Annotated in this window: 16 protein-coding genes and 1 pseudogene; 10 read left to right on the top strand and 7 right to left on the bottom strand. The window is 72.5% G+C overall.

The annotated features are described in order from the left end of the window. From I0C86_RS16960 to I0C86_RS16950, 3 genes and pseudogenes are all read right to left on the bottom strand, one after another. Positions 1 to 3,231, bottom strand: a 3,231-nt coding sequence (locus tag I0C86_RS16960; RefSeq protein WP_196202203.1) for an error-prone DNA polymerase, incomplete at its 3' end; no start/stop codon positions are given. Positions 3,232 to 3,291: 60 nt separating this feature from the next. Continuing rightward, positions 3,292 to 4,861, bottom strand: a pseudogene (locus tag I0C86_RS16955) (DNA polymerase Y family protein). A 92-nt stretch (positions 4,862 to 4,953) separates the two neighbouring features. Beyond that, a complete protein-coding gene (locus tag I0C86_RS16950; protein WP_196202202.1) occupies positions 4,954 to 5,469 on the bottom strand; it encodes a MarR family winged helix-turn-helix transcriptional regulator in 516 nt (171 codons plus the stop codon). A 47-nt stretch (positions 5,470 to 5,516) separates the two neighbouring features. Here I0C86_RS16950 and I0C86_RS16945 point away from each other — a divergent pair, with 47 nt between their 5' ends. Next, complete coding sequence (locus I0C86_RS16945; RefSeq protein WP_323373689.1) at positions 5,517 to 6,245, top strand: SDR family NAD(P)-dependent oxidoreductase; 729 nt, start codon at positions 5,517 to 5,519, stop codon at positions 6,243 to 6,245. A gap of 11 nt (positions 6,246 to 6,256) precedes the next feature. Here the strand turns inward: I0C86_RS16945 and I0C86_RS16940 are convergent, their stop codons facing one another. From I0C86_RS16940 to I0C86_RS16930, 3 genes are all read right to left on the bottom strand, one after another. Beyond that, the gene (locus I0C86_RS16940) at positions 6,257 to 7,006 is read right to left on the bottom strand and encodes a hypothetical protein (RefSeq protein WP_323373688.1); all 750 of its coding nucleotides are present in this window, start codon (positions 7,004 to 7,006) and stop codon (positions 6,257 to 6,259) included. A 111-nt stretch (positions 7,007 to 7,117) separates the two neighbouring features. Further along, the gene (locus I0C86_RS16935; RefSeq protein WP_196202200.1) at positions 7,118 to 7,561 is read right to left on the bottom strand and encodes an SAV_6107 family HEPN domain-containing protein; all 444 of its coding nucleotides are present in this window, start codon (positions 7,559 to 7,561) and stop codon (positions 7,118 to 7,120) included. 457 nt (positions 7,562 to 8,018) lie between these two features. Next, positions 8,019 to 9,671 carry an RICIN domain-containing protein gene (locus tag I0C86_RS16930; RefSeq protein WP_196202199.1) on the bottom strand — a complete coding sequence of 551 codons (1,653 nt, stop codon included), beginning with the start codon at positions 9,669 to 9,671 and terminating at the stop codon, positions 8,019 to 8,021. A gap of 232 nt (positions 9,672 to 9,903) precedes the next feature. Here I0C86_RS16930 and I0C86_RS16925 point away from each other — a divergent pair, with 232 nt between their 5' ends. The 4 genes from I0C86_RS16925 to I0C86_RS16910 all read left to right on the top strand — a co-directional run bounded on the left by I0C86_RS16925 (position 9,904) and on the right by I0C86_RS16910 (position 13,276). After that, positions 9,904 to 10,872, top strand: a complete 969-nt coding sequence (locus tag I0C86_RS16925; protein ID WP_196202198.1) for an EamA family transporter — start codon at positions 9,904 to 9,906, stop codon at positions 10,870 to 10,872. 111 nt (positions 10,873 to 10,983) lie between these two features. Then, a complete protein-coding gene (locus I0C86_RS16920) occupies positions 10,984 to 11,391 on the top strand; it encodes a GntR family transcriptional regulator (protein ID WP_196202197.1) in 408 nt (135 codons plus the stop codon). Between the two features lie 20 nt (positions 11,392 to 11,411). Further along, a complete protein-coding gene (locus tag I0C86_RS16915; RefSeq protein WP_196202196.1) occupies positions 11,412 to 12,302 on the top strand; it encodes an ABC transporter ATP-binding protein in 891 nt (296 codons plus the stop codon). After that, complete coding sequence (locus I0C86_RS16910; protein ID WP_196202195.1) at positions 12,299 to 13,276, top strand: ABC transporter permease; 978 nt, start codon at positions 12,299 to 12,301, stop codon at positions 13,274 to 13,276. The genes I0C86_RS16915 and I0C86_RS16910 overlap by 4 nt, the downstream gene beginning before the upstream one ends. An 86-nt stretch (positions 13,277 to 13,362) precedes the next feature. Here the strand turns inward: I0C86_RS16910 and I0C86_RS16905 are convergent, their stop codons facing one another. Continuing rightward, positions 13,363 to 14,085 (bottom strand): phosphatase PAP2 family protein, encoded by a 723-nt coding sequence (locus I0C86_RS16905; protein ID WP_196202194.1) that lies wholly within the window; start codon positions 14,083 to 14,085, stop codon positions 13,363 to 13,365. A gap of 164 nt (positions 14,086 to 14,249) precedes the next feature. On the opposite strand from I0C86_RS16905, the gene I0C86_RS16900 reads away from it, so the two are divergent. From I0C86_RS16900 to I0C86_RS16880, 5 genes are all read left to right on the top strand, one after another. Then, the gene (locus tag I0C86_RS16900; RefSeq protein WP_196202193.1) at positions 14,250 to 14,738 is read left to right on the top strand and encodes a YbaK/EbsC family protein; all 489 of its coding nucleotides are present in this window, start codon (positions 14,250 to 14,252) and stop codon (positions 14,736 to 14,738) included. A gap of 26 nt (positions 14,739 to 14,764) precedes the next feature. Then, complete coding sequence (locus I0C86_RS16895; protein ID WP_196202205.1) at positions 14,765 to 15,661, top strand: monooxygenase; 897 nt, start codon at positions 14,765 to 14,767, stop codon at positions 15,659 to 15,661. Continuing rightward, positions 15,658 to 16,209 (top strand): GNAT family N-acetyltransferase, encoded by a 552-nt coding sequence (locus I0C86_RS16890; RefSeq protein WP_196202192.1) that lies wholly within the window; start codon positions 15,658 to 15,660, stop codon positions 16,207 to 16,209. The genes I0C86_RS16895 and I0C86_RS16890 overlap by 4 nt, the downstream gene beginning before the upstream one ends. After that, the gene (locus I0C86_RS16885; protein ID WP_196202191.1) at positions 16,206 to 16,991 is read left to right on the top strand and encodes a carotenoid biosynthesis protein; all 786 of its coding nucleotides are present in this window, start codon (positions 16,206 to 16,208) and stop codon (positions 16,989 to 16,991) included. The genes I0C86_RS16890 and I0C86_RS16885 overlap by 4 nt, the downstream gene beginning before the upstream one ends. A 62-nt stretch (positions 16,992 to 17,053) precedes the next feature. Continuing rightward, positions 17,054 to 18,029 (top strand): glycosyltransferase (locus I0C86_RS16880; RefSeq protein WP_196202204.1); only part of this gene is annotated, 976 nt, incomplete at its 3' end.

Below are 18,029 nucleotides of genomic sequence, written 5' to 3'. Positions count from 1 at the left end.
GTTCCGGGCCACCTTCCGGTAGCGCTGCCAGAGGCCGGGTGAGCAGGTGACGTTGAGCATGCCGGTCTCGTCCTCCAGGTTGACGAAGGTGACTCCGCCGGCGGTGGCGGGGCGTTGCCGGTGGGTGACGATGCCGCCGACCCGGATCCGGGTGCCGGGGTCGACCCCGGCCAGCCGGGCGATCGGGATCGCGCCGGCCGCGTCGAGTTGGGCCCGGACGAACTGTGCCGGATGGCTCTCCGGGGAGAGGCCGGTGGCCCAGACGTCCGCGACCAGCCGGTCGACGGCGTCCATCCCGGGCAGGGTCGGCGCGTCCGCTCCGGCGATGGTGCCGGGCAGCCGGTCCGGCTTGTCCTGGGCCGCCGCGCCGGCCCCCCAGAGCGCTGCCCGCCGGGTCAGCCCGAAGCAGGCGAAGGCGTCCGCGGTGGCCAGCGCCTCCAGTTGTCCGGCGGTCAGCCCGGCCCGTCGGGCCAGGTCCGCCATGTCCCGGTACGGCCCGTGCGCGGTCCGCTCCCGCTCGATCTTCTCCGCGAGGTCGTCGCCGAGGGTACGGACCCCGGACAGCCCGAGCCGGACCGCCGGACCGCCCAGCCCCCACCGGTGCGGCGGCTCGCCCGGCGCGCTACCCCACCGGGTTTCCGGGGTCGATTCCAACCTCGCCTTGGCGCCGCTGGCGTTGATGTCCGGGCGGCGTACCTCGACACCGTGCCGGCGGGCGTCGTCGACCAGGGTCTGCGGCGAGTAGAACCCCATCGGCTGGGCGTTCAGCAGCGCGGCGAGGAACGGCGCCGGGTGGTAGCGCTTCAGCCAGGAGCTGGCGTAGACGAGGTAGGCGAAGCTCATCGAGTGGCTCTCCGGGAAGCCGAAGCTGGCGAAGGCGGAGAGTTTGAGATAGACGTCGTCGGCGAGTTCGCCGGTGATGCCCCGTTCGGCCATCCCCGCGTACAGCCGGTCGCGGATCTCGGCCATCCGCTCGGCGGACCGCTTGGAACCCATCGCCCGGCGGAGCTGGTCGGCACCGGACGCGTCGAAGCCGGCCAGGTCGATCGCGAGTTGCATCAGCTGTTCCTGGAACAACGGCACCCCGAGGGTCTTCTCCAGCGCGTTGCGCATCAGCGGATGCGGGTAGGTGACGGGCTCCAGGCCGTTGCGCCGCCGGATGTACGGGTGCACCGAGCCGCCCTGGATCGGGCCGGGCCGGATCAGCGCCACCTCGACCACCAGGTCGTAGAACTCCCGGGGCTTGAGCCGGGGCAGCGTGGCCATCTGGGCCCGGCTCTCCACCTGGAACACCCCGACCGAGTCGGCCCGGCAGAGCATGTCGTACACCTCGGGGTCGTCCAGGGACATCGAGCTCAGGTCGAGGGTGGACTCGATCATGTCGTACGCGTAGTGCAGTGCCGAGAGCATGCCGAGGCCGAGCAGGTCGAACTTGACCAGTCCGGCGCTGGCACAGTCGTCCTTGTCCCACTGCAGGACGGTGCGGCCGGGCATCCGCCCCCACTCGACCGGGCACACCTCGATGACCGGCCGGTCGCAGATCACCATCCCGCCGGAGTGGATGCCGAGGTGCCGCGGAAATGTCTGCAACTCGTTGGCGTACGCGACGACGTGCTCGGGGATCCCCTCGACGTCGACCGCCGCCACGCTGCCCCACCGGTCGATCTGCTTGCTCCAGGCGTCCTGCTGGCCGGGCGAGAAGCCGAACGCCTTGGCGATGTCCCGCACCGCCGACCGGGGCCGGTACGAGATGACGTTGGCGACCTGGGCGGTGTGCTCCCGGCCGTACTTTTCGTAGACGTGCTGGATCACCTTCTCCCGCTGGTCGGATTCGATGTCGACGTCGATGTCCGGTGGACCGTCCCGCTCGGGGGCGAGGAAGCGCTCGAAGAGCAGGTTGTGCCGGACCGCGTCCACGTTGGTGATCCAGAGCGCGTAGCAGACCGCCGAGTTGGCCGCCGAGCCCCGTCCCTGGCAGTAGATGTCGTTGTTCCGGCAGAACGTCACGATGTCGTAGACCACCAGGAAGTAGCCGGGAAAGCCCAGCGCCTCGATCATTTTCAGCTCGTGTTCGAGTTGCCGGTACGCGTCCGGATGCGCGGCGGGCGGGCCGTACCGCTGTAGGGCGCCGTCCATGGTCAACTTGCGCAGCCAGCTCATCTCGGTGTGTCCGGGCGGCACCGGGTAGTCCGGCAGGTGCGGCGCGACCAGGTTCAGGTCGAAGGCCAGTTCGGCACCGAACTCGGCGGCCCGGGCCACCGCACCGGGATGGGCGGCGAACCGGGCGGCCATCTCGGCTCCGCTGCGCAGGTGGGCGGTGCCCGCCGCCGGCAGCCAGCCGTCGATCTCGTCCAGGCTGCGCCGGGCCCGTACCGCCGCGAGCGCGGTGGCCAGGCGGCGGCGGGACGGGGTGGCGTAGTGCACGTTGTTGGTGGCGACGGTGGGCAGCCGGGCGGCGGCGGCCAGTTCGGCGAGCGCGTCGTTGCGGTCGCCGTCGGTCGGGTCGCCGTGGTCGGTCAGCTCCACCGCCACGGTTTCGGCGCCGAACAGTGCGGTCAACCGGTCCAGTTCGCGGGCCGCCGCCTCGACCCCCTCGGTGAGCAGCGCGGCCGGCACCGGTCCCTTGCGGCATCCGGTGAGCACCAGCACGTGGTCCTTCAGGTCGGCGGCGACCTCCTCCAGTTCGCCGTAGACCGGTCGGCCCTTCTCCCCGCCGCGTAGCTGTGCGCGGGCGATGGTGCGGGCCAGCCGGGCGTACCCCTCCGGGCCGTGGGCGAGCACCAGCAGGTGCCGGCCGAGCGGGTCCGGCTCGCCGTTCTGGGGTCCGGGCAGGCCCAGCGACAGTTCGGCGCCGAAGATGGTGGGCAGCCGCAGTGCGCGGGCCGCCTCGGCGAACCGCACCACGCCGTAGAACCCGTCGTGGTCGGTCACCGCGAGCGCGGTCAGGCCCAGCCGGGCCGCCTCCTCGGCCAGTTCCTCGGGGTGGCTGGCCCCGTCGAGGAAGCTGAAGTTGGTGTGCGCGTGCAGTTCCGCGTACGGCACCGTGCCCTCGACCGGTGCCGCCGACGGTTCGGGCGGGGTGTAGCCGGGGCGCTTGCGGGTCCAGGCCGGCGAGTCCCCGCCGTCGGCGTCGACGGCGAGCGGATCCACCACGCGCAGGTGCGGCCCGCCTCGGCCGGAGAGCACCCGCTCCAGCTCCGACCAGGGCACGTCGGGATTGTTGAAGCTCACCGCCGGCCTCCGCCGCGAGCGGTGCGGCTGGCGCGGGCGGCCCAGGAGGGTGGCCGTCGGCTAGTCATAGACGGCTTCCACCCACCACTGGCCGCCGGCCAGGGAGAGCAGCAGCGCCGTACCGTCGGCGAGGCACACCTGGAACCGGGCCCGGCGCCGGGCCTCGGCCGGGGCCCACCAGCGCTCGTCGACCGGCCACGGGCCGGACCAACTGACGATCTCGACCGCTCCCGCGCCGCCGGTGTCCATCTCCAGCCGGGCCGGCGCGGCGCTGACCTCCAGCCGGGCGGTCACCCGGACCGGTTCCCCGGCGGCGTCGTGGACGACCGCCGGCAGCGGCACCGGCAGCACCAGGGCCGGCGCGGGCGCCGGAAGCCGGCCCGACCACTGGTCCCGCCGTGGCCGGGGTCCGCTCGTCGCCCCAGGGCACCAGCCGGGCCTGGTCGACCGGTGAGCGTCCACCGCCGAGCACCGCGGTCAGCACCGACTCGGGTCCGAGGATGCCCTGTACCCGGCTCAGCGCCCGGTGCGCCCGGTCCCGTTCCTCGCCCGTCTCGCCCCACAGCCCCGGTTGGAGGCCGACGTGCGCCAGCACCCCCTCGGGGACCAGGCGCAGCCGGATGATCCCGGCGGTCGGTCGGGCCGGTCCGACCCGGCCCGAGCCGGGGCGGCGGCTGGTGCCGGTCAGCCAGCCGTCGAGCTGCCAGCGCACCCGGTCGGCGATCGCCGCCGCGGTCAGCAGGCCGTCGTGCCGCCAGACCCGCCGCAACTCCTGCCCGTGCGCGGTCACCGCCTCGATGGCCAGCCTGGTGCAGGCCAGGGCGTGTCCGGCGAGGGTGTCGTGCAGCCGCTCGGCCAGCGTCCGGGCGGCGAACGCGGCGGCGTCGACCCGGTCGAGCGGGTCGTCGTCGTACGTCTCGGTCACCGCCAGGTCGGGCGGCGGGCGGCGGACCGCGAGCGGGCGATGGTCGCCGCCGCCGGCCAGCCGGTGGGCCAGCGTTCCGTCGAACCCGAACCGGGCCAGCACGTCTCCGGCAGGCAGCGCCGCGAAGTCGCCGAGGGTACGCAGGCCGAGCCGGCGCAGCAGATCGGTCAACGGCGGTCGGCCCAGCGCCTCGACGGGCAGCCCGGCGAGGAACTCCCGGGTGGCACCGGCCGGGACGATCCGCCCGGACCGGGCCGCCAACCCGGCGGCGAAGACCCCGTCGGCGATCCCGATCTGGCTCTCCACCTCGCAGGTCTGCGCGACCTGCTCGACGATCCGCTCGGCGGCCCGCTCCTCGCCGCCGAAGTACCGGGTCGGGCCGCGCGCGGCTACCGCACAGGCTCCCGCGCGGATCACCTCGACCCCGGCGACGACCTCCTCGACGGCGGCGATCACCGGCTCGAAGGCGCGTACGTCCCGACCGGGGTCATGGTCGACGACGGTCAACCGGGGGCACCGGCTCTGCGCCTCCCGCTTACGCAGCCCTCGGCGTACTCCCTCGGCGCGGGCGGACGCCGAGCAGGCGACCACCCGGTTGGCGTGCAGCACCGCGACCGGGCCGGTCGCGGGCACCCCCTCGACGATGTCTGCCGCGATCACCGGCCAGTCGGGGCACCAGAGCAGCATGGTCCGCACCGGCGCCACCACACACACCTCCCTCGACCAGCAGATATGCGATCTTAGAACGTGTGTTCGATTCTCGTTGGCCCGGCCCGGACATCAACCGCCCGCCGGGGCTACGACGATCGGGCGGGCGGATCGAATCGGGTGACCAGATCCGCGAGCAGTACGCGAAGCAGGTCGGCGAGCTGGTCACGCTGGGCGCCGCCGAGGGCGTCGAGCAGGGTCTGTTCGTGCTGGAGGAGTTCGTCGACGGTCCGGTCCAGCAGGCGGTTTCCGGCGTCGGTCAGAGTCACCAGGACGGTGCGGCCGTCCGGGCCGGCCTTGTCCCGGCACACCAGTCCGTCGTGCTCGGCGCGGGCCACCCGTTGGGAGATCGCGCCGGCGCTGACCAGCGACAGCCGGGCCAGCTCGCCGGCGGGCAACCGGTAGGGCCGGCCGGCTCGCCGCAGGGTGCTGAGCAGGTCGAGGGTCGCGGCGTCGATACCGAGGCGGGCCAGTGTCCGACGTCGCTCGTCATTGAGGATCTTGCCAACTCGCCAGACCCGGGTGATGACGCCGATGGACTCCACCGGGGTGCCGGGGCGCTCTCTGGCCCAGGCCTGTTGGATGCGATCGACCTCGTCGTCCATGTCGCCCTCCTCGTGCTAACGTCGATACTACTTTAGACCTAAAGGAGATGCACATGCGGGTCGTTGTCGTCACCGGGGGCGCGACAGGAATCGGGTACGCCGTGGCGGAAGCCTTTGCCCAGGCAGGTGATCAGGTGGTCATCACGGGGCGCCGGGAGAGCCTCCTCAAGGAGGCCGCCGAACGGATCGGGGCTGTCCCGGTGGCCTTCGACGCCGCCGACCCGACCTCGGTCGCCGCGGCGCTGCCGCTGCTGCCCACCCGGGTCGATGTGCTGGTCAACAACGCCGGTGGGAACACGAACTTCGACCGGGCGGAAGCCGCCGGTGATGATCTCACTGCCCTCGCCGAAAACTGGCGGGCGAACCTCGACGCCAACCTGATGTCCGCCGTGCTGGTCACCGCGGCACTTGCCGCCAGGTTCACCGAAAACGCCCGCGTCGTAACCATCGGCTCCATCGCCGCCAGGCAGGGAGCCGGATCCTACGGTGCGGCGAAGGCCGCGGTCGAGGCATGGACCGCATCGCTGGCCAGCGAACTCGGCCCACGCGGCGGCACCGCCAACGTCGTCGCTCCCGGCCTGATCGTCGCCACCGAGTTCTTTCGGGACCGGATGACCGACGACGGGGTCCGGCAGCGGGTCGCCGCCACCCGCAACGGACGGGCGGGCACCACCGACGACGTCGCGGCGACCGTGTCCTTTCTTGCCTCCCCGGCCGCCGGCCATCTCACCGGCCAGGTGATACACGTCAACGGCGGGGCATATCTGGGCCGCTGACGGTCCGGTGTTCACTTCCCGACGAGGGTGAGCGAGGTCCGGCGCGGGTGGGACGCCGCCCCGGTCAGTCCCGGGTGGGACGCCGTACCGGCCGCCGGTACCGCCGCCCGGGTCGACCGGTCGCCGGGCATCCAGACCCGGATCTCCTTGGGGCGGGCCGCCGCACCACGCCCCCGGGCGGAGATCGTCACCTCCCGCCGCCGCAGCCGTCCCCGCCCCTGGCCCAGCCCTTCCCATACACCCCGGACCACCTGGAGGGTCACGTCGGCACCGGCCCACTGGCCGTACGGGACGAGCACGCTGCCACGTTGCCGGGCCCGGGCGGCCAGCCGGCTGACGACCGAGGCGGAAACCGTTCCGGGCACCGCCGCGACCACGACGTCGACCCCGTCGATCAGGGCGGCGACCACGGTCGCCCACTCCGGACCGGGATGGGGGACGAGGGCGAGCCGGTCCAGTTCGATGCCGAGATCGGCGGCGGCGACCGCGCCGAGGGTGGGCACTCCGACCACCGCGCACCACGAACCGGCCCGGGACGCCTCGGCGAGCAACGACAGCATCAACGAGGTGCTGCCGTTGCGCGCCGGATGCCCGATGCCGACCGCGACGGTGCTGCCCCGGCGCAGCCCCCGGTTGGGCAGCAAACCGGCCAGTTCGGGCAGCACCGGCAACATCCGGTGCACACCCGCCGGCTCCGACCCGCTCGCCGGTCGGACCAGCTCCGCCAGGGCGGCGGAACCGACAACCATCCGCCCGGCCATCTCGACTTCCGCTCCCCGTTGTTCCGATGCCCGATCAGGCAGGTGGTGCTGTAGCAGACACGGTTCTCCGAACCGCCGGGGCGAGACCCGACAACCCGCGCGACATCCGCCTCAGGCGGCGATCCCGTCGAGGGCGGGTTGATGGGCCACGCCGAGCGCCACCTCGATCACCGCGACGAACTGCTCGGCGGCGCGGAGCAGGTCGTCGGCCTCCCGAGGGCTCACCACCCGGGGGATGCCCGCCTCGGCGGCGGCTCGCTTGTTGGCGCCGGTGGCGAAGTAGTTGGCCCACTCCCCCAGCTCCGGGGCGACGACCACCAGCAGCGCCCAGACGCTGGTGACACGGTTGCGGCGGGTCGGCGCGGGCCGGGCCCGGGCGGCGAGCATCGCCGCCGCGGCGCGCAGGGCGGCCAGGTGTGCCGCGGCGTAGCGCAGGCCGTCGGGCCGGGTTTCGGCGGCTTCCGCCAGGCCCATTCGGGCGATCGTCAGTAGTTGGGCCGGGGTGCGGTGCGGCAGCACGTGCGACGGCACCGTCGGCGCCTGACTGGTCGGCATGGGAACTGTCTCCTCCGCGTCGCCCATTTCACCGCGTCACCGGTGTCGGACCGACCGACGGTGACGCACCGGGTGGTACTGGCCGATGCGGAGGAAGACGCACCGGTGGGGTCGCCGGCCGGATGTGGACGCTTCCCCACACCACACCCGGCCGGCTGAACCGGCGGGTTCGTCGTCCGCCGCCCGGGGGTCGTGGGCGGCGGACGACGATCCTGCCTGGTGGGCCCGGATCGCGAATCCGGATCCCGTGCGGTTCGCGAAACCGCGGCCGGGGGTTACGCCGCGAACGCCGCCCCCGGCGTCAGCCCGAGCGTCCGGCCCGGCGGGTCGACTCGCATCGACCGTCACCCAATCGAACACTCGTTCTAACTACTGGAGAGAGTACACCCCGCCCCCGACAAAAACGCAAGTAACCGCAGCCGGTCAACCGCCCTGCCGGACGGGGTCAAGATCGGGGTCAACACCAGGTCAGCGTGGAGTTGACCCGGGTGACGTTCCGGATCACGTTGTTGGCGCCGCCGCAGGGGCTCTGCCGGATGTTGGTGTTGGTCACCGTCAGGTTCTGCAGGGTGATGTTCGCCGAGAGCGGGAACTCGGTACGCGCCGCGATCCGGACCTCGCCGCCACCGGTCACCGTCCCGGACTGCCCCGCGATGGTGACGTTGTAGCAGTTCTCGATCAGGATCGAGTTGTTGCCGGTGTTCGAGATGGTCACCCGGTCGATCACCGCGCCACCGCTCTCCGAGACGCAGAAGATCCCGCGGCCACCACCCCGGGCGACCACGGTGCCGACCCGGATGTTCGTCGGGTAGCTGCTGCCCACCCGGCCGTTGCGGTTGGCCATCCGGAACGCCGCGTACCCGGTGCCGGCACCGGCGTTGTCGGCGTCGACCGTACCGATGGTGGCGTTGATCGTGTCGTTGAGCAGCAGTCCGGACTCCCCGACGTTGCGGGCGGTGACGGTGCCGACGGTCAGCCCATCCACCCCGTACGTCTCCACGCCCTGGCTGCTGGTGCCCTGCACGTACACGTTGTCGATCCGGATGTTGCGGACCTTCACCGCCCGGTCGCCACCGTGGTTGTCGATCCGCACCCCGAGGCCGCTGGACAGCCGCATGTCGATCTGCCCGAGCGTCAGGTTGTTCACGTTGCGCATGAAGATGCCGTACAGCGGTGAGCCGGTGAGGGTCAGGTGCTGGATCTCGACGTCGGTGGCGCCCCGGGCGTACACCGGCGCCTGGTCCCCGGAGCCGGACCCGGTCACGTTCATCGTGCCGCAGACGTCCAGGATCGTGTAGCTGGGCAGCGAGAGCCGGCCGCCGGCGCTCACCGACCCGGACCCCCGGACGACCACCCGCTGCTTCGAGGTACGTCCCGACGACAGGCTGTTCACGGCGGCCTGCATCGCGGAGCGCATGTCGCTGCCGGTGTAGACCGTGCTGCCGCCGTTGCGGGCGGTCCAGGTGCTGCCGCTGAGCACCGCCTCGGCGTTGTACGAGCCACTGCCGCAGTCGGCGCTGCCGTCCCCGCCACCTCCGGAGCCGACCCGGATCATCTGCCACTGCTGGTTGTATCCGCCCAGGTCCTGGTACTGGGCGACGATCCCGCCGTCGGCGGTGGACCACTCCCAGATGTCCAGCGCCTTGCCGCTGTGCCGGCTGAGAAGCCGGACGTACCCGCCGTCGGAGTCGGCGACCCCGAAGTGCTGGCGGGTGGTGCCGTTGTCGGCGTTCTGGATCAGTTGGGTGCCGTCGGTGGCGTTCGGCATCTCCAGGAACTTGCCGCTGTGCCGCGATCTGATTTTGTAGTAGCCGCTGCCCGCGTCCACGAACTGCCACTGCTGCTGGTTGCCGTCGTTGCGGGCCCACTGCACGACCGGCGCACCGTCGCCCGTGGCGAGGTTGTAGAGGTCGAGCGCCTTGCCGCTGTGCCGGGAGACGAGCACGTAGTAGGCGCTGGTGTCGACGGTGGCCGCCGAGGCGGGCGACAGGCCGACCACGCCACCGGTGGCGACCAGGGCGGCGGTGGTGGCCGCCACGAGAGCGCCACGCCAGCGGCGCCAGCGCGGTCTGCCGTCGGGTGGCGTCCGGGTGGTGATGGTGAGCGTCATGGGTCCTCCTGGGCTGGGAACGGTGGCCGGAAAGTCCCCGCCCGGCGATGGTCCGGGACGGGACACCAGGCGGAAAGGGCTTTCCATGGCATTTCGGCAACGTATCGAATCGTTTCAATGAAGTCAACGTCATCGATGGATCGCGGCTACGGCCGGAGCACCGGGACCGCACCGGGTAGGTAATGACCAAAAGGCATTCGGCCCCTGACCCAGTGACCGATATTCTCTCCGGGTGACGAATCGCGGACCCGCTCTCGGCGTACTCATGGTGATCTCGTCCGCGGTGCTGTTCGCGGTCAACGGCACCGTCTCGAAACTGGTCCTCCGGGCCGGCATCGATCCGGCGCAACTCACCCTGATCCGGGCCGCGGGCGCGTTCGTCGGGCTGCTCGCGCTGAGCCTGCTGCTGCGGCCCGGCGCCCGCCGGCTCCGGGTCACCGTCGGTCAACTGCCACTGCTGATCGGGTACGGCCTGGCCGGGTTCTTCCTCGTCCCGATGCTCTACTTCGTCGCGATCTCCCGGATGCCGGTCGGGATCGCGCTGCTGTTCGAGTACACCGCTCCGCTGCTCGTCGCGCTCTGGGCCCGGTTCGGCGAGCACCAGCGGGTACGCCCCCGACTGTGGGGCGGGCTGGCGCTGAGCCTCGTCGGCCTGGCCTGCGTGGCCGAGGTGTGGGGCAAACTCCAGCTGGACGGCCTCGGGGTGCTCGCCGGCTTCGGTGCCGCCGTACTGCTGGCCGGCTACTACGTGCTCGGTGCCCGGGGCGTCCGGGACCGGGACACCCTGTCCCTCACCACCCTGGCGTTCGGCGCCTCCGCCGTGGTCGGGCTGCTCACCCGGGCGCTGAGCCACGGCACCGACGGCTGGGAACCGCTGCGCTCCAGCAGCGGCGGCGTACCCGTCATTCTGCTCTGCGGGTACGTCGTCGTACTCGGCTCGATCGTGCCGTTCCTGCTGGTGGCCGGCGCGCTACGGCACCTGCCGGCCACCAGCGTCGGAATCCTCGGCATGGTCGAACCGGTGATCGCCGCCACCGTCGCCTGGATCACGCTCGGTGCCGGCGAGGCCCTCAACGTCGCCCAGTTCGGCGGCGGCCTGCTGGTGCTGGCCGGGGTCGCGCTCGCCGAGACGGCCCGGATCGCCGAACCACCTGTGACACCCGCCGCCACCGCTCCCGAGGTGGTGGCTACGCCGCACTGACCGGCGCCCGGCTCCGTTCCCTTGCCGGTTCGTGTCTTGACAGCCGGCCCCTCCGGCAGAAGGCTGTCCTATAGTCCTACTGTCGTAGGACAATAGGGAAGGTTGCGCCGGGTGATCGAGTTTGTGCTGGATGGCCGGTCGAAGGTGAACACCTACATGCAGCTGGTGCAGCAGGTGAAACAGGCGCTCCGGGTGGGTCTGTTGGTGCCCGGCGACCAGTTGCCGAAGGTTCGGGACGTCGCGCAGTCGCTGGCGATCAACCCGAACACGGTGTTGAAGGCGTACCGGGAGTTGGAGATCGAGGGTCTGGCGGAGGGCCGGCCGGGGGTCGGCACGTTCGTCCGGCGCACCCTCGCCAGCCCGTCGCTGCCCAACCAGGCCGAACTGCGCACGGACCTGGTGGCCTGGCTGCACCGGGCCCAGGCCGCCGGGCTGTCGCCCGAGGACGTCACCGCCCTGGTGGAGACCACGATGCGGGCCACGCTTCCCGCCGAATCGGCCCAGAACCTACCCGCGTGAGCAGGATGAGAGGACATCAGATGGATACCGCGCTGGAGACCGACCAGTTGGGGAAACGGTACGGAGACACCTGGGCGCTGCGGGACTGTTCGCTCCATCTGCCCGCCGGACGCGTCGCCGCACTCGTCGGGCCCAACGGAGCGGGCAAGAGCACGCTGTTGCACCTGGCGGTGGGCCTGCTGCGCCCCGACGCCGGGACGGTACGCGTCGCGGGCGTTCCGCCCTACGACAACACGGACGTCCTGTCCGAGATCGGGTTCGTCGCCCAGGAGACTCCGCTGTACCCGGACTTCACCGCAGAGGAACTGGTGACCATGGGTGCCAGGCTGAACCGGCGGCGTTGGGACGGGACACTGGCGCGGACCCGACTGGCCCAGCTCGGCATCCCGCCGGACAAGCCGGTCGGCAAGCTGTCCGGTGGGCAACGCGCCCAGGTCGCCCTGGCCCTCGCCCTGGCCAAACGACCACGGCTGCTGCTGCTCGACGAGCCGGTCGCCAGCCTCGATCCGCTCGCCCGGCGCGAGTTCCTCCAGGCACTGATGGGCAGCGTCGCGGAGTCCGGCACCACCGTGCTGCTCTCCTCGCACCTGCTGGCCGACCTGGAACGGGTCTGCGACTACCTGATCGTGCTGCACGCCGCCCAGGTGAAGCTCGTCGGCCCGGTCGAGGACCTGGTCGCCGAGCACCGGCAACTGGTCGGCCCACGGCACCACGGTGAGCCGATTCGCGGGGTCACTGAGGTGGTCCGGGCCAGTCACACCGACCGGCAGTCGACGCTGCTGGTCCGCACCGACGGGCCCGTCGATCCCGCGTGGACGGTGCACGAGGTGACCCTGGAAGACGTCATCCTGGCCCACCTCGCCGACGGCGAGACGCAGACCAGCAACGAAGCGTGGGGAGTACCGGCATGATCTGGCTGACCTGGCGGCAGCACCGCAAGCAGGCACTGTTCGCCCTGGCCGGACTCGCGGCCCTCGCCGCGTTCATTGTCCCGACCGGCCTCGCCATGCGCGACACCTTCGCCGAGCTCGGACTGCCGGACTGCGTCCGTACGCTCGGAAAGCTGGGCCCGGAGAACAACGAGGCCTGCCTCACGGGGTACGACCAGTTCATCAGCCAGTACGGCGCCTTTCTGCTGGTAGGCATCCTGTTCCTCGTCCTGCCGCTGCTGGTCGGCCTGTTCTGGGGCGCCCCGCTGATCGCCCGCGAGGTCGAACAGGGCACCCACCGACTGGTCTGGACCCAGGGCGTCAGCCGCCATCACTGGGCACTTGTCAAGTTCGGGCTGATCGGCACCGGCGCCCTGATCGCGGCGATCGGCTACGGGTTGGGCGTCGGCTGGTGGCTGGGCCCGCTGAACCAGGTTGGCCAGGGGGACCGCTTCGACGGGTTCTTCTTCGACATGCAGGGCCTCGTTCCGGTCGGCTACACCCTCTTCGCGGTCGCGCTGGGCGTCTTCGCCGGCACCGTCTGGCCCAGGGTGCTGCCCGCGATGGCCGGCACCCTCGTCGGGTTCCTCGGCCTGCGAATCGGGCTGGCCATGCTGGCCAGGCCCCACTACCTGCCCGCCGAGACCCTCACCTTCCCGGTCATGGGGACTGCCGTCGCACCGAACGCGACGGCCGGCGACTGGGTAATCGCCAGCGGCGTCCGGAACGCCGCCGGCGAACTCGTGGTGGACGGTGGCTCGATAGAGTGCCCGCCCAATCCCACGGGACCGGGAGCCAACTGCGGTGCCGACCTCGAGGCCGGCACCTACAACTGGCAGCTCTACCAGCCCGCCGACCGGTTCTGGCTGTTCCAGGGGATCGAGACCGGCATCTTCGTCGCCCTCGCCGCGCTCCTGCTCTACCTCGCCATCCGCCGCATCCGACGCATCGCCTGACCCCGCCGGTGCCGCTGGTCGCCGGGTCCGATGCCCGGCGACCAGCGGCACGTCGGCAGCACGCGCGGCCTTGCCGGCCACCAGCGTCAACGACGGCCCGGCGTGAGTACACCGTCACCGGATACCCCGGCCGGAACCCGGCCCCGGGTCAAGGGCCACGTCCCGGCCGGGCTCAGCGCCAGCAGCAGCGCGATGCTGGCCGACGCGCCGAGCAGCAGCCCCGCGACCACGTCGTGCGGATAGTGCACCCCGGCCAGCACCCGGAGCACCGCCACGGCGACGGCGACGGCGACCGGCACGGCCACCAGCCCGAGACGCGGAGCCAGCAGGACGAGACCGCCGGCCAACGCACCGGCCACCGTCGAGTGGTTGCTCGGAAACGACCAGTCGCCGACCGGCGGGCACGAGATCCAGATGGTCACCTCACCGAGCGCCCGGCACGGGCGCTCCTGGTCGACGACCAGCTTCAGCGCCTCGCTGACCAGGTACGCCAGCACCGCAGCCACACTGACCAGCAGCGCACCCACCCAACTCGGGGTACGCCGCCGCCAGCCGGACCAGCCTGTCCAGCAGACCAACCCGATCAGCACCAGTACTCCGGCAGCGGCACCGTACTCGCCCGGTCCGTGCAGCCAGCCGGGCAGGTTCCCGGCGACCCCGACCACGTCCCGGTACGCCTCGGCGGACGGCCCGCCCGTCACCACCTGCGGCGCCGGATCACCCAGCCCGCCCGGAGCCAGCAGGACGACCCCCGCCGCACCGAGCACGAGTACCGGAAGCGCCAGCAGGGTTCTTCGCAACACCGTCATAGCGGTCCAAGGTATCGACTACTCCACCCGCCGACCCCATCCGAAAGTCATCTGGTCGTAGAACCTTCGTCAGGTCGACGACCGCCCACCTGCGGAGAACGCCGCGTTCGTGGTGTCCGGTCCGAGTCCGAGCGGAACCTGTCCCTGGAGGCAAGATAGGAACCATGCAGTCACATCCCAACGTGCAGGCGGTGCAGGACGCGCTCGACAACGCGGGCGGACGGGACGGCTCCGGAGCGGCCAGCCGGATCCGGATCCTGCCCGAGGCGGTGCACACCGCCGCCGCGGCGGCCGAGGCCCTGGAGATCGAGGTGGGCCAGATCGCCAACTCGCTGATCTTCAACGCGGACGGTGATCCCCTGCTGGTCCTCACCTCCGGCGCCCACCGGGTGGACACCGCCCGGGTCGCCACGGAACTCGGGCTGACCGCGCTCAAGCGGGCCACCCCGGAGTTCGTCCGCGAGCACACCGGCCAGCCGATCGGCGGAGTCGCCCCGCTCGGGCATCCGAAGCCGGTCCGTACCCTGGTCGACACCGCACTCGCCGACTACCCGGAGATCTGGGCGGCCGGCGGCGTCCCGCAGGCCGTCTTTCCGACCACCTACGCCGAACTGCTCCGGATCACCGACGGCAGTCCCGCCGAGGTGGCGTGAGCCGGCCCGGCCGTCGCGCGAGCGCGCTGCGCGGCGAGCCGGCCGCCGGGCGGGGCGAGGCGACCCCGGTACGTCTGGTCACCCTGCACGTCTGGCGGGTGCCCCGACGCGCCCTGCCCCGGGCACTGGCCCGGATGGCCGTCGACCCCCGCCGGTTGCGGGCCATCCCCGGCGTCCGCTTCGGCAAGCTGCTCGGCACCGGTACCGGCACCGGGTTCGGACCGACCGACGCCGACCTGACCCGGTGGGCCGCCGTGGTCGTCTGGGCCGACCCGGACCGGGCCGCCGGGTTCGACGACACGCCGGTCGGTCGCGCCTGGCGCCGGATCGCCCTGGCCGACGCCCGAATCGACCTGTCCCCGCTCGCCAGCCGAGGCCGATGGTCCGGAGTCGAGCCGTTCGGCGACCCCCGACCCGGCACACCCGGCGGATCGGGGGCCAGGACGGCGGCCGGCACATCCGGCGGATCGGGGGCCAGGACGGCGGCCGGCACATCCGACGGATCAGGGGCCAGGACGGCGGCCGGCACACCCGACGGGCCGCCGGTGCTCGCGCTCACCCGGGCCCGGTTGCGTCCATCCCGTGCCACCTCCTTCTGGCGGGCGGTGCCGCCGGTCGCCGCCGCGCTGCGGAACGCCCCGGGGCTGCTCGCCCGGTTCGGCATCGGCGAGGCCCCGCTCGGCTGGCAGGGCACGGTCAGCGTGTGGCGTGCCGCGACGTACCTACGCGATTTCGCGTACCGTTCCCCCGAGCACCGAGCGGCGATCACTCGTACGTCGACCCGGCGGTGGTACGCCGAAGAACTGTTCGCCCGGTTCGAGATACGTGATCTCGTCGGCGACCCGACGGTGCTCAACTGGGTCGGATCCGACGACGATCCGCAGTTCCGACGCTGGCCGAGAGACAGGAGCGGGCAAGCATGAGGTTGGTGCCGTGGCAGCCGGACGATCTCGCCCGGCGGCTCGACGACGTGGTGGCGGTCTACGGGGAGGCGATGGGCTACCGGGCCGAACTGCTGGAGGCACGCCGCGGATACATCGCCACCCACGTACGCCGGCCCGGCTTCCGCGCGGTCGCCACCGTCAGCACCAACGGCCACCTGGTCGGCTTCGGCTACGGATACCTCTCCGCGCCCGGACAGTGGTGGCACGACCAGGTGCACGGCGCGCTGCCCGACGATGCCCGCAAGACCTGGTTCCCCGACTGCTTCGAGGTGGTCGAGCTGCACGTACGGCCCGCGACCCAGGGACACGGGCTCGGTGCCCGCCAGCTCCGCGCCCTGCTCACGATGGCCAGCGGCCGCACCACCCTGCTGTCCACCCCGGAGGCGGACGAGCAGACCTCCCGGGCGTGGCGGCTCTACCGGCGGTTCGGTTTCGTGGACGTACTACGGGACTTCCGCTTTCCCGGCGACGAACGGGCATTCGCCGTGCTCGGCCGGGAACTGCCGCTGCCCCCGCCGGAGCGATGACCTCCGGCCGGCCGTCCTGGCTGCTGCTCGGCGTACTGGTACTGGCCCAGATCGGCTATCCGCTCACCGACGGCACCGCACGGGCCCGGCTGACCGTCGCGACGGTCCTGCTCGGCTACCTGCTGTCGGTGACGCACGCCCTGCTCAGCCGGGGTGCCCGGACGGCCGTCGCGCTGGTGCTGGTCACCACCGGCGGCGGGCTGCTGGTCGAGACGCTCGGCGTCGCCACCGGCGTACCGTTCGGTGGCTACGCGTACTCGGGCGAGCTGGGTCCGAAACTGGTCGGGGTGCCGCTGGTGATCCCACTGGCCTGGACCTGGATGGCCTGGCCGGCATGGCTCGCCGCGGTCCGGCTGACCCGACCGGGGCCGGCCCGGATCGCCCTGGCCGGGGTGGGACTGGCCGGCTGGGACCTCTTCCTCGATCCACAGATGGTCGCCGAGGGCTACTGGAGCTGGCGGGATCCGAGTCCGGCCCTGCCGGGGGTGCCGGACGTACCGGTCAGCAACTATCTCGGCTGGCTGCTCTTCGCCGTACTGCTGATGGCCCTGCTGGGACCGGTCGCCGGCCGGGCCGTCGGAACGGCCGGCGCCCGGGACGCGCCGATGTACGCCCTCTACCTCTGGACCTACCTCGGCAGCGTCCTCGCGCACGCGGTCTTCCTCGGCCTGCCGGCGTCGGCCGCCTGGGGCGCCCTGGCCATGGCGGCCGTCGCCGGCCCGCTCGCCGTGACCCTCGCCCGGCACCGACGGCAGCACCCGCGCAGCACGGTACCGGCATGACCAGCGCACCGGCCTGGACGCCGGTCGGCATGACCAGCGCACCGGCCTGGACGCCGGTCGGCATGACCAGCGCACCGGCCTGGGCGCTCGCCGTGGCCGTCGGCGTGCTGGCCGGGCACGCCGCACTGAACGCCGCCCGCTGGCTGCGCCGGCCGCCGGGCACCGCGACGACCGACGAGCCGGTCGCGGTACTGCTGCCGCTGCGTGACGAGGCGACCCGGGTCGGGCCGTGCCTGCGCGCGCTGCTGGCCCAGCGCGACGTACCCCGGCTGGAGATCGTCGTACTCGACGACGGATCGACCGACGGCACCGCCGACGTCGTACGCGCGATCACCGCCGACGATCCCCGGGTACGGCTGATCACCGGACGCCCGCCACCGCCGGGCTGGCTCGGCAAGCCGTACGCCTGCCAGCAGCTCGCCGAACAGGCCGGAGCCGAACAGGCCGGAGCCGAGCCGAGTGTGCTGGTCTTCGTCGACGCCGACGTGCGGCTCGCCCCGTACGCGGTCGCCGCCGCCGTGACGACGCTCCGGGCCGCCTCGGCGACGCTGCTCTCGCCGTACCCCCGGATCGTCGCCGGCTCGGGAGGTGAGCGGCTGGTCCAGCCGCTGTTGCAGTGGCTCTGGCTGACCTTCCTGCCGCTGGCGGCGATGGAGCGCTCGCGCCGGCCGAGCCTGGCCGCGGCCGGCGGCCAGTTCCTGGTGGTGGATCGGGCCGGCTACCAGCGGGCCGGTGGGCACGCGGCGGTCCGGGACCGGGTGCTGGAGGACATCGAACTGGCCCGGGCGGTGAAGCGGTCCGGGGGCCGGATCGCGCTCGCCGACGGGTCCCGGATCGCCAGTTGCCGGATGTACGAATCCTGGGCCGAGCTGCGGGACGGCTATGCCAAGTCGCTCTGGGCGGCATTCGGCCACCCGGCCGGCGCGACCGCCGTCGTGGTCCTGCTCCTCCTGCTGTACGCCCTGCCGCCGGTGCTCGCCGTCGGCGCGGCCCTGGCCGACGCGCCGGAGGTGGCCCTGCCGGCGCGTCGGCCAGGGC

This window comes from Plantactinospora alkalitolerans (assembly GCF_015690345.1).
Taxonomy (GTDB): domain Bacteria; phylum Actinomycetota; class Actinomycetes; order Mycobacteriales; family Micromonosporaceae; genus Plantactinospora; species Plantactinospora alkalitolerans.
This window is presented reverse-complemented; position numbering and strand designations above follow the sequence as displayed.

Coding starts and splice junctions, on each gene's coding strand:
- I0C86_RS16950 (WP_196202202.1), bottom strand. CDS start 5,469: ATGGACGACGAGGTCGATCGCATCCAACAGGCCTGGGCCAGAGAGCGC.
- I0C86_RS16945 (WP_323373689.1), top strand. CDS start 5,517: ATGCACATGCGGGTCGTTGTCGTCACCGGGGGCGCGACAGGAATCGGG.
- I0C86_RS16940 (WP_323373688.1), bottom strand. CDS start 7,006: ATGGCCGGGCGGATGGTTGTCGGTTCCGCCGCCCTGGCGGAGCTGGTC.
- I0C86_RS16935 (WP_196202200.1), bottom strand. CDS start 7,561: ATGCCGACCAGTCAGGCGCCGACGGTGCCGTCGCACGTGCTGCCGCAC.
- I0C86_RS16930 (WP_196202199.1), bottom strand. CDS start 9,671: ATGACGCTCACCATCACCACCCGGACGCCACCCGACGGCAGACCGCGC.
- I0C86_RS16915 (WP_196202196.1), top strand. CDS start 11,412: ATGGATACCGCGCTGGAGACCGACCAGTTGGGGAAACGGTACGGAGAC.
- I0C86_RS16910 (WP_196202195.1), top strand. CDS start 12,299: ATGATCTGGCTGACCTGGCGGCAGCACCGCAAGCAGGCACTGTTCGCC.
- I0C86_RS16905 (WP_196202194.1), bottom strand. CDS start 14,085: ATGACGGTGTTGCGAAGAACCCTGCTGGCGCTTCCGGTACTCGTGCTC.
- I0C86_RS16900 (WP_196202193.1), top strand. CDS start 14,250: ATGCAGTCACATCCCAACGTGCAGGCGGTGCAGGACGCGCTCGACAAC.
- I0C86_RS16890 (WP_196202192.1), top strand. CDS start 15,658: ATGAGGTTGGTGCCGTGGCAGCCGGACGATCTCGCCCGGCGGCTCGAC.
- I0C86_RS16885 (WP_196202191.1), top strand. CDS start 16,206: ATGACCTCCGGCCGGCCGTCCTGGCTGCTGCTCGGCGTACTGGTACTG.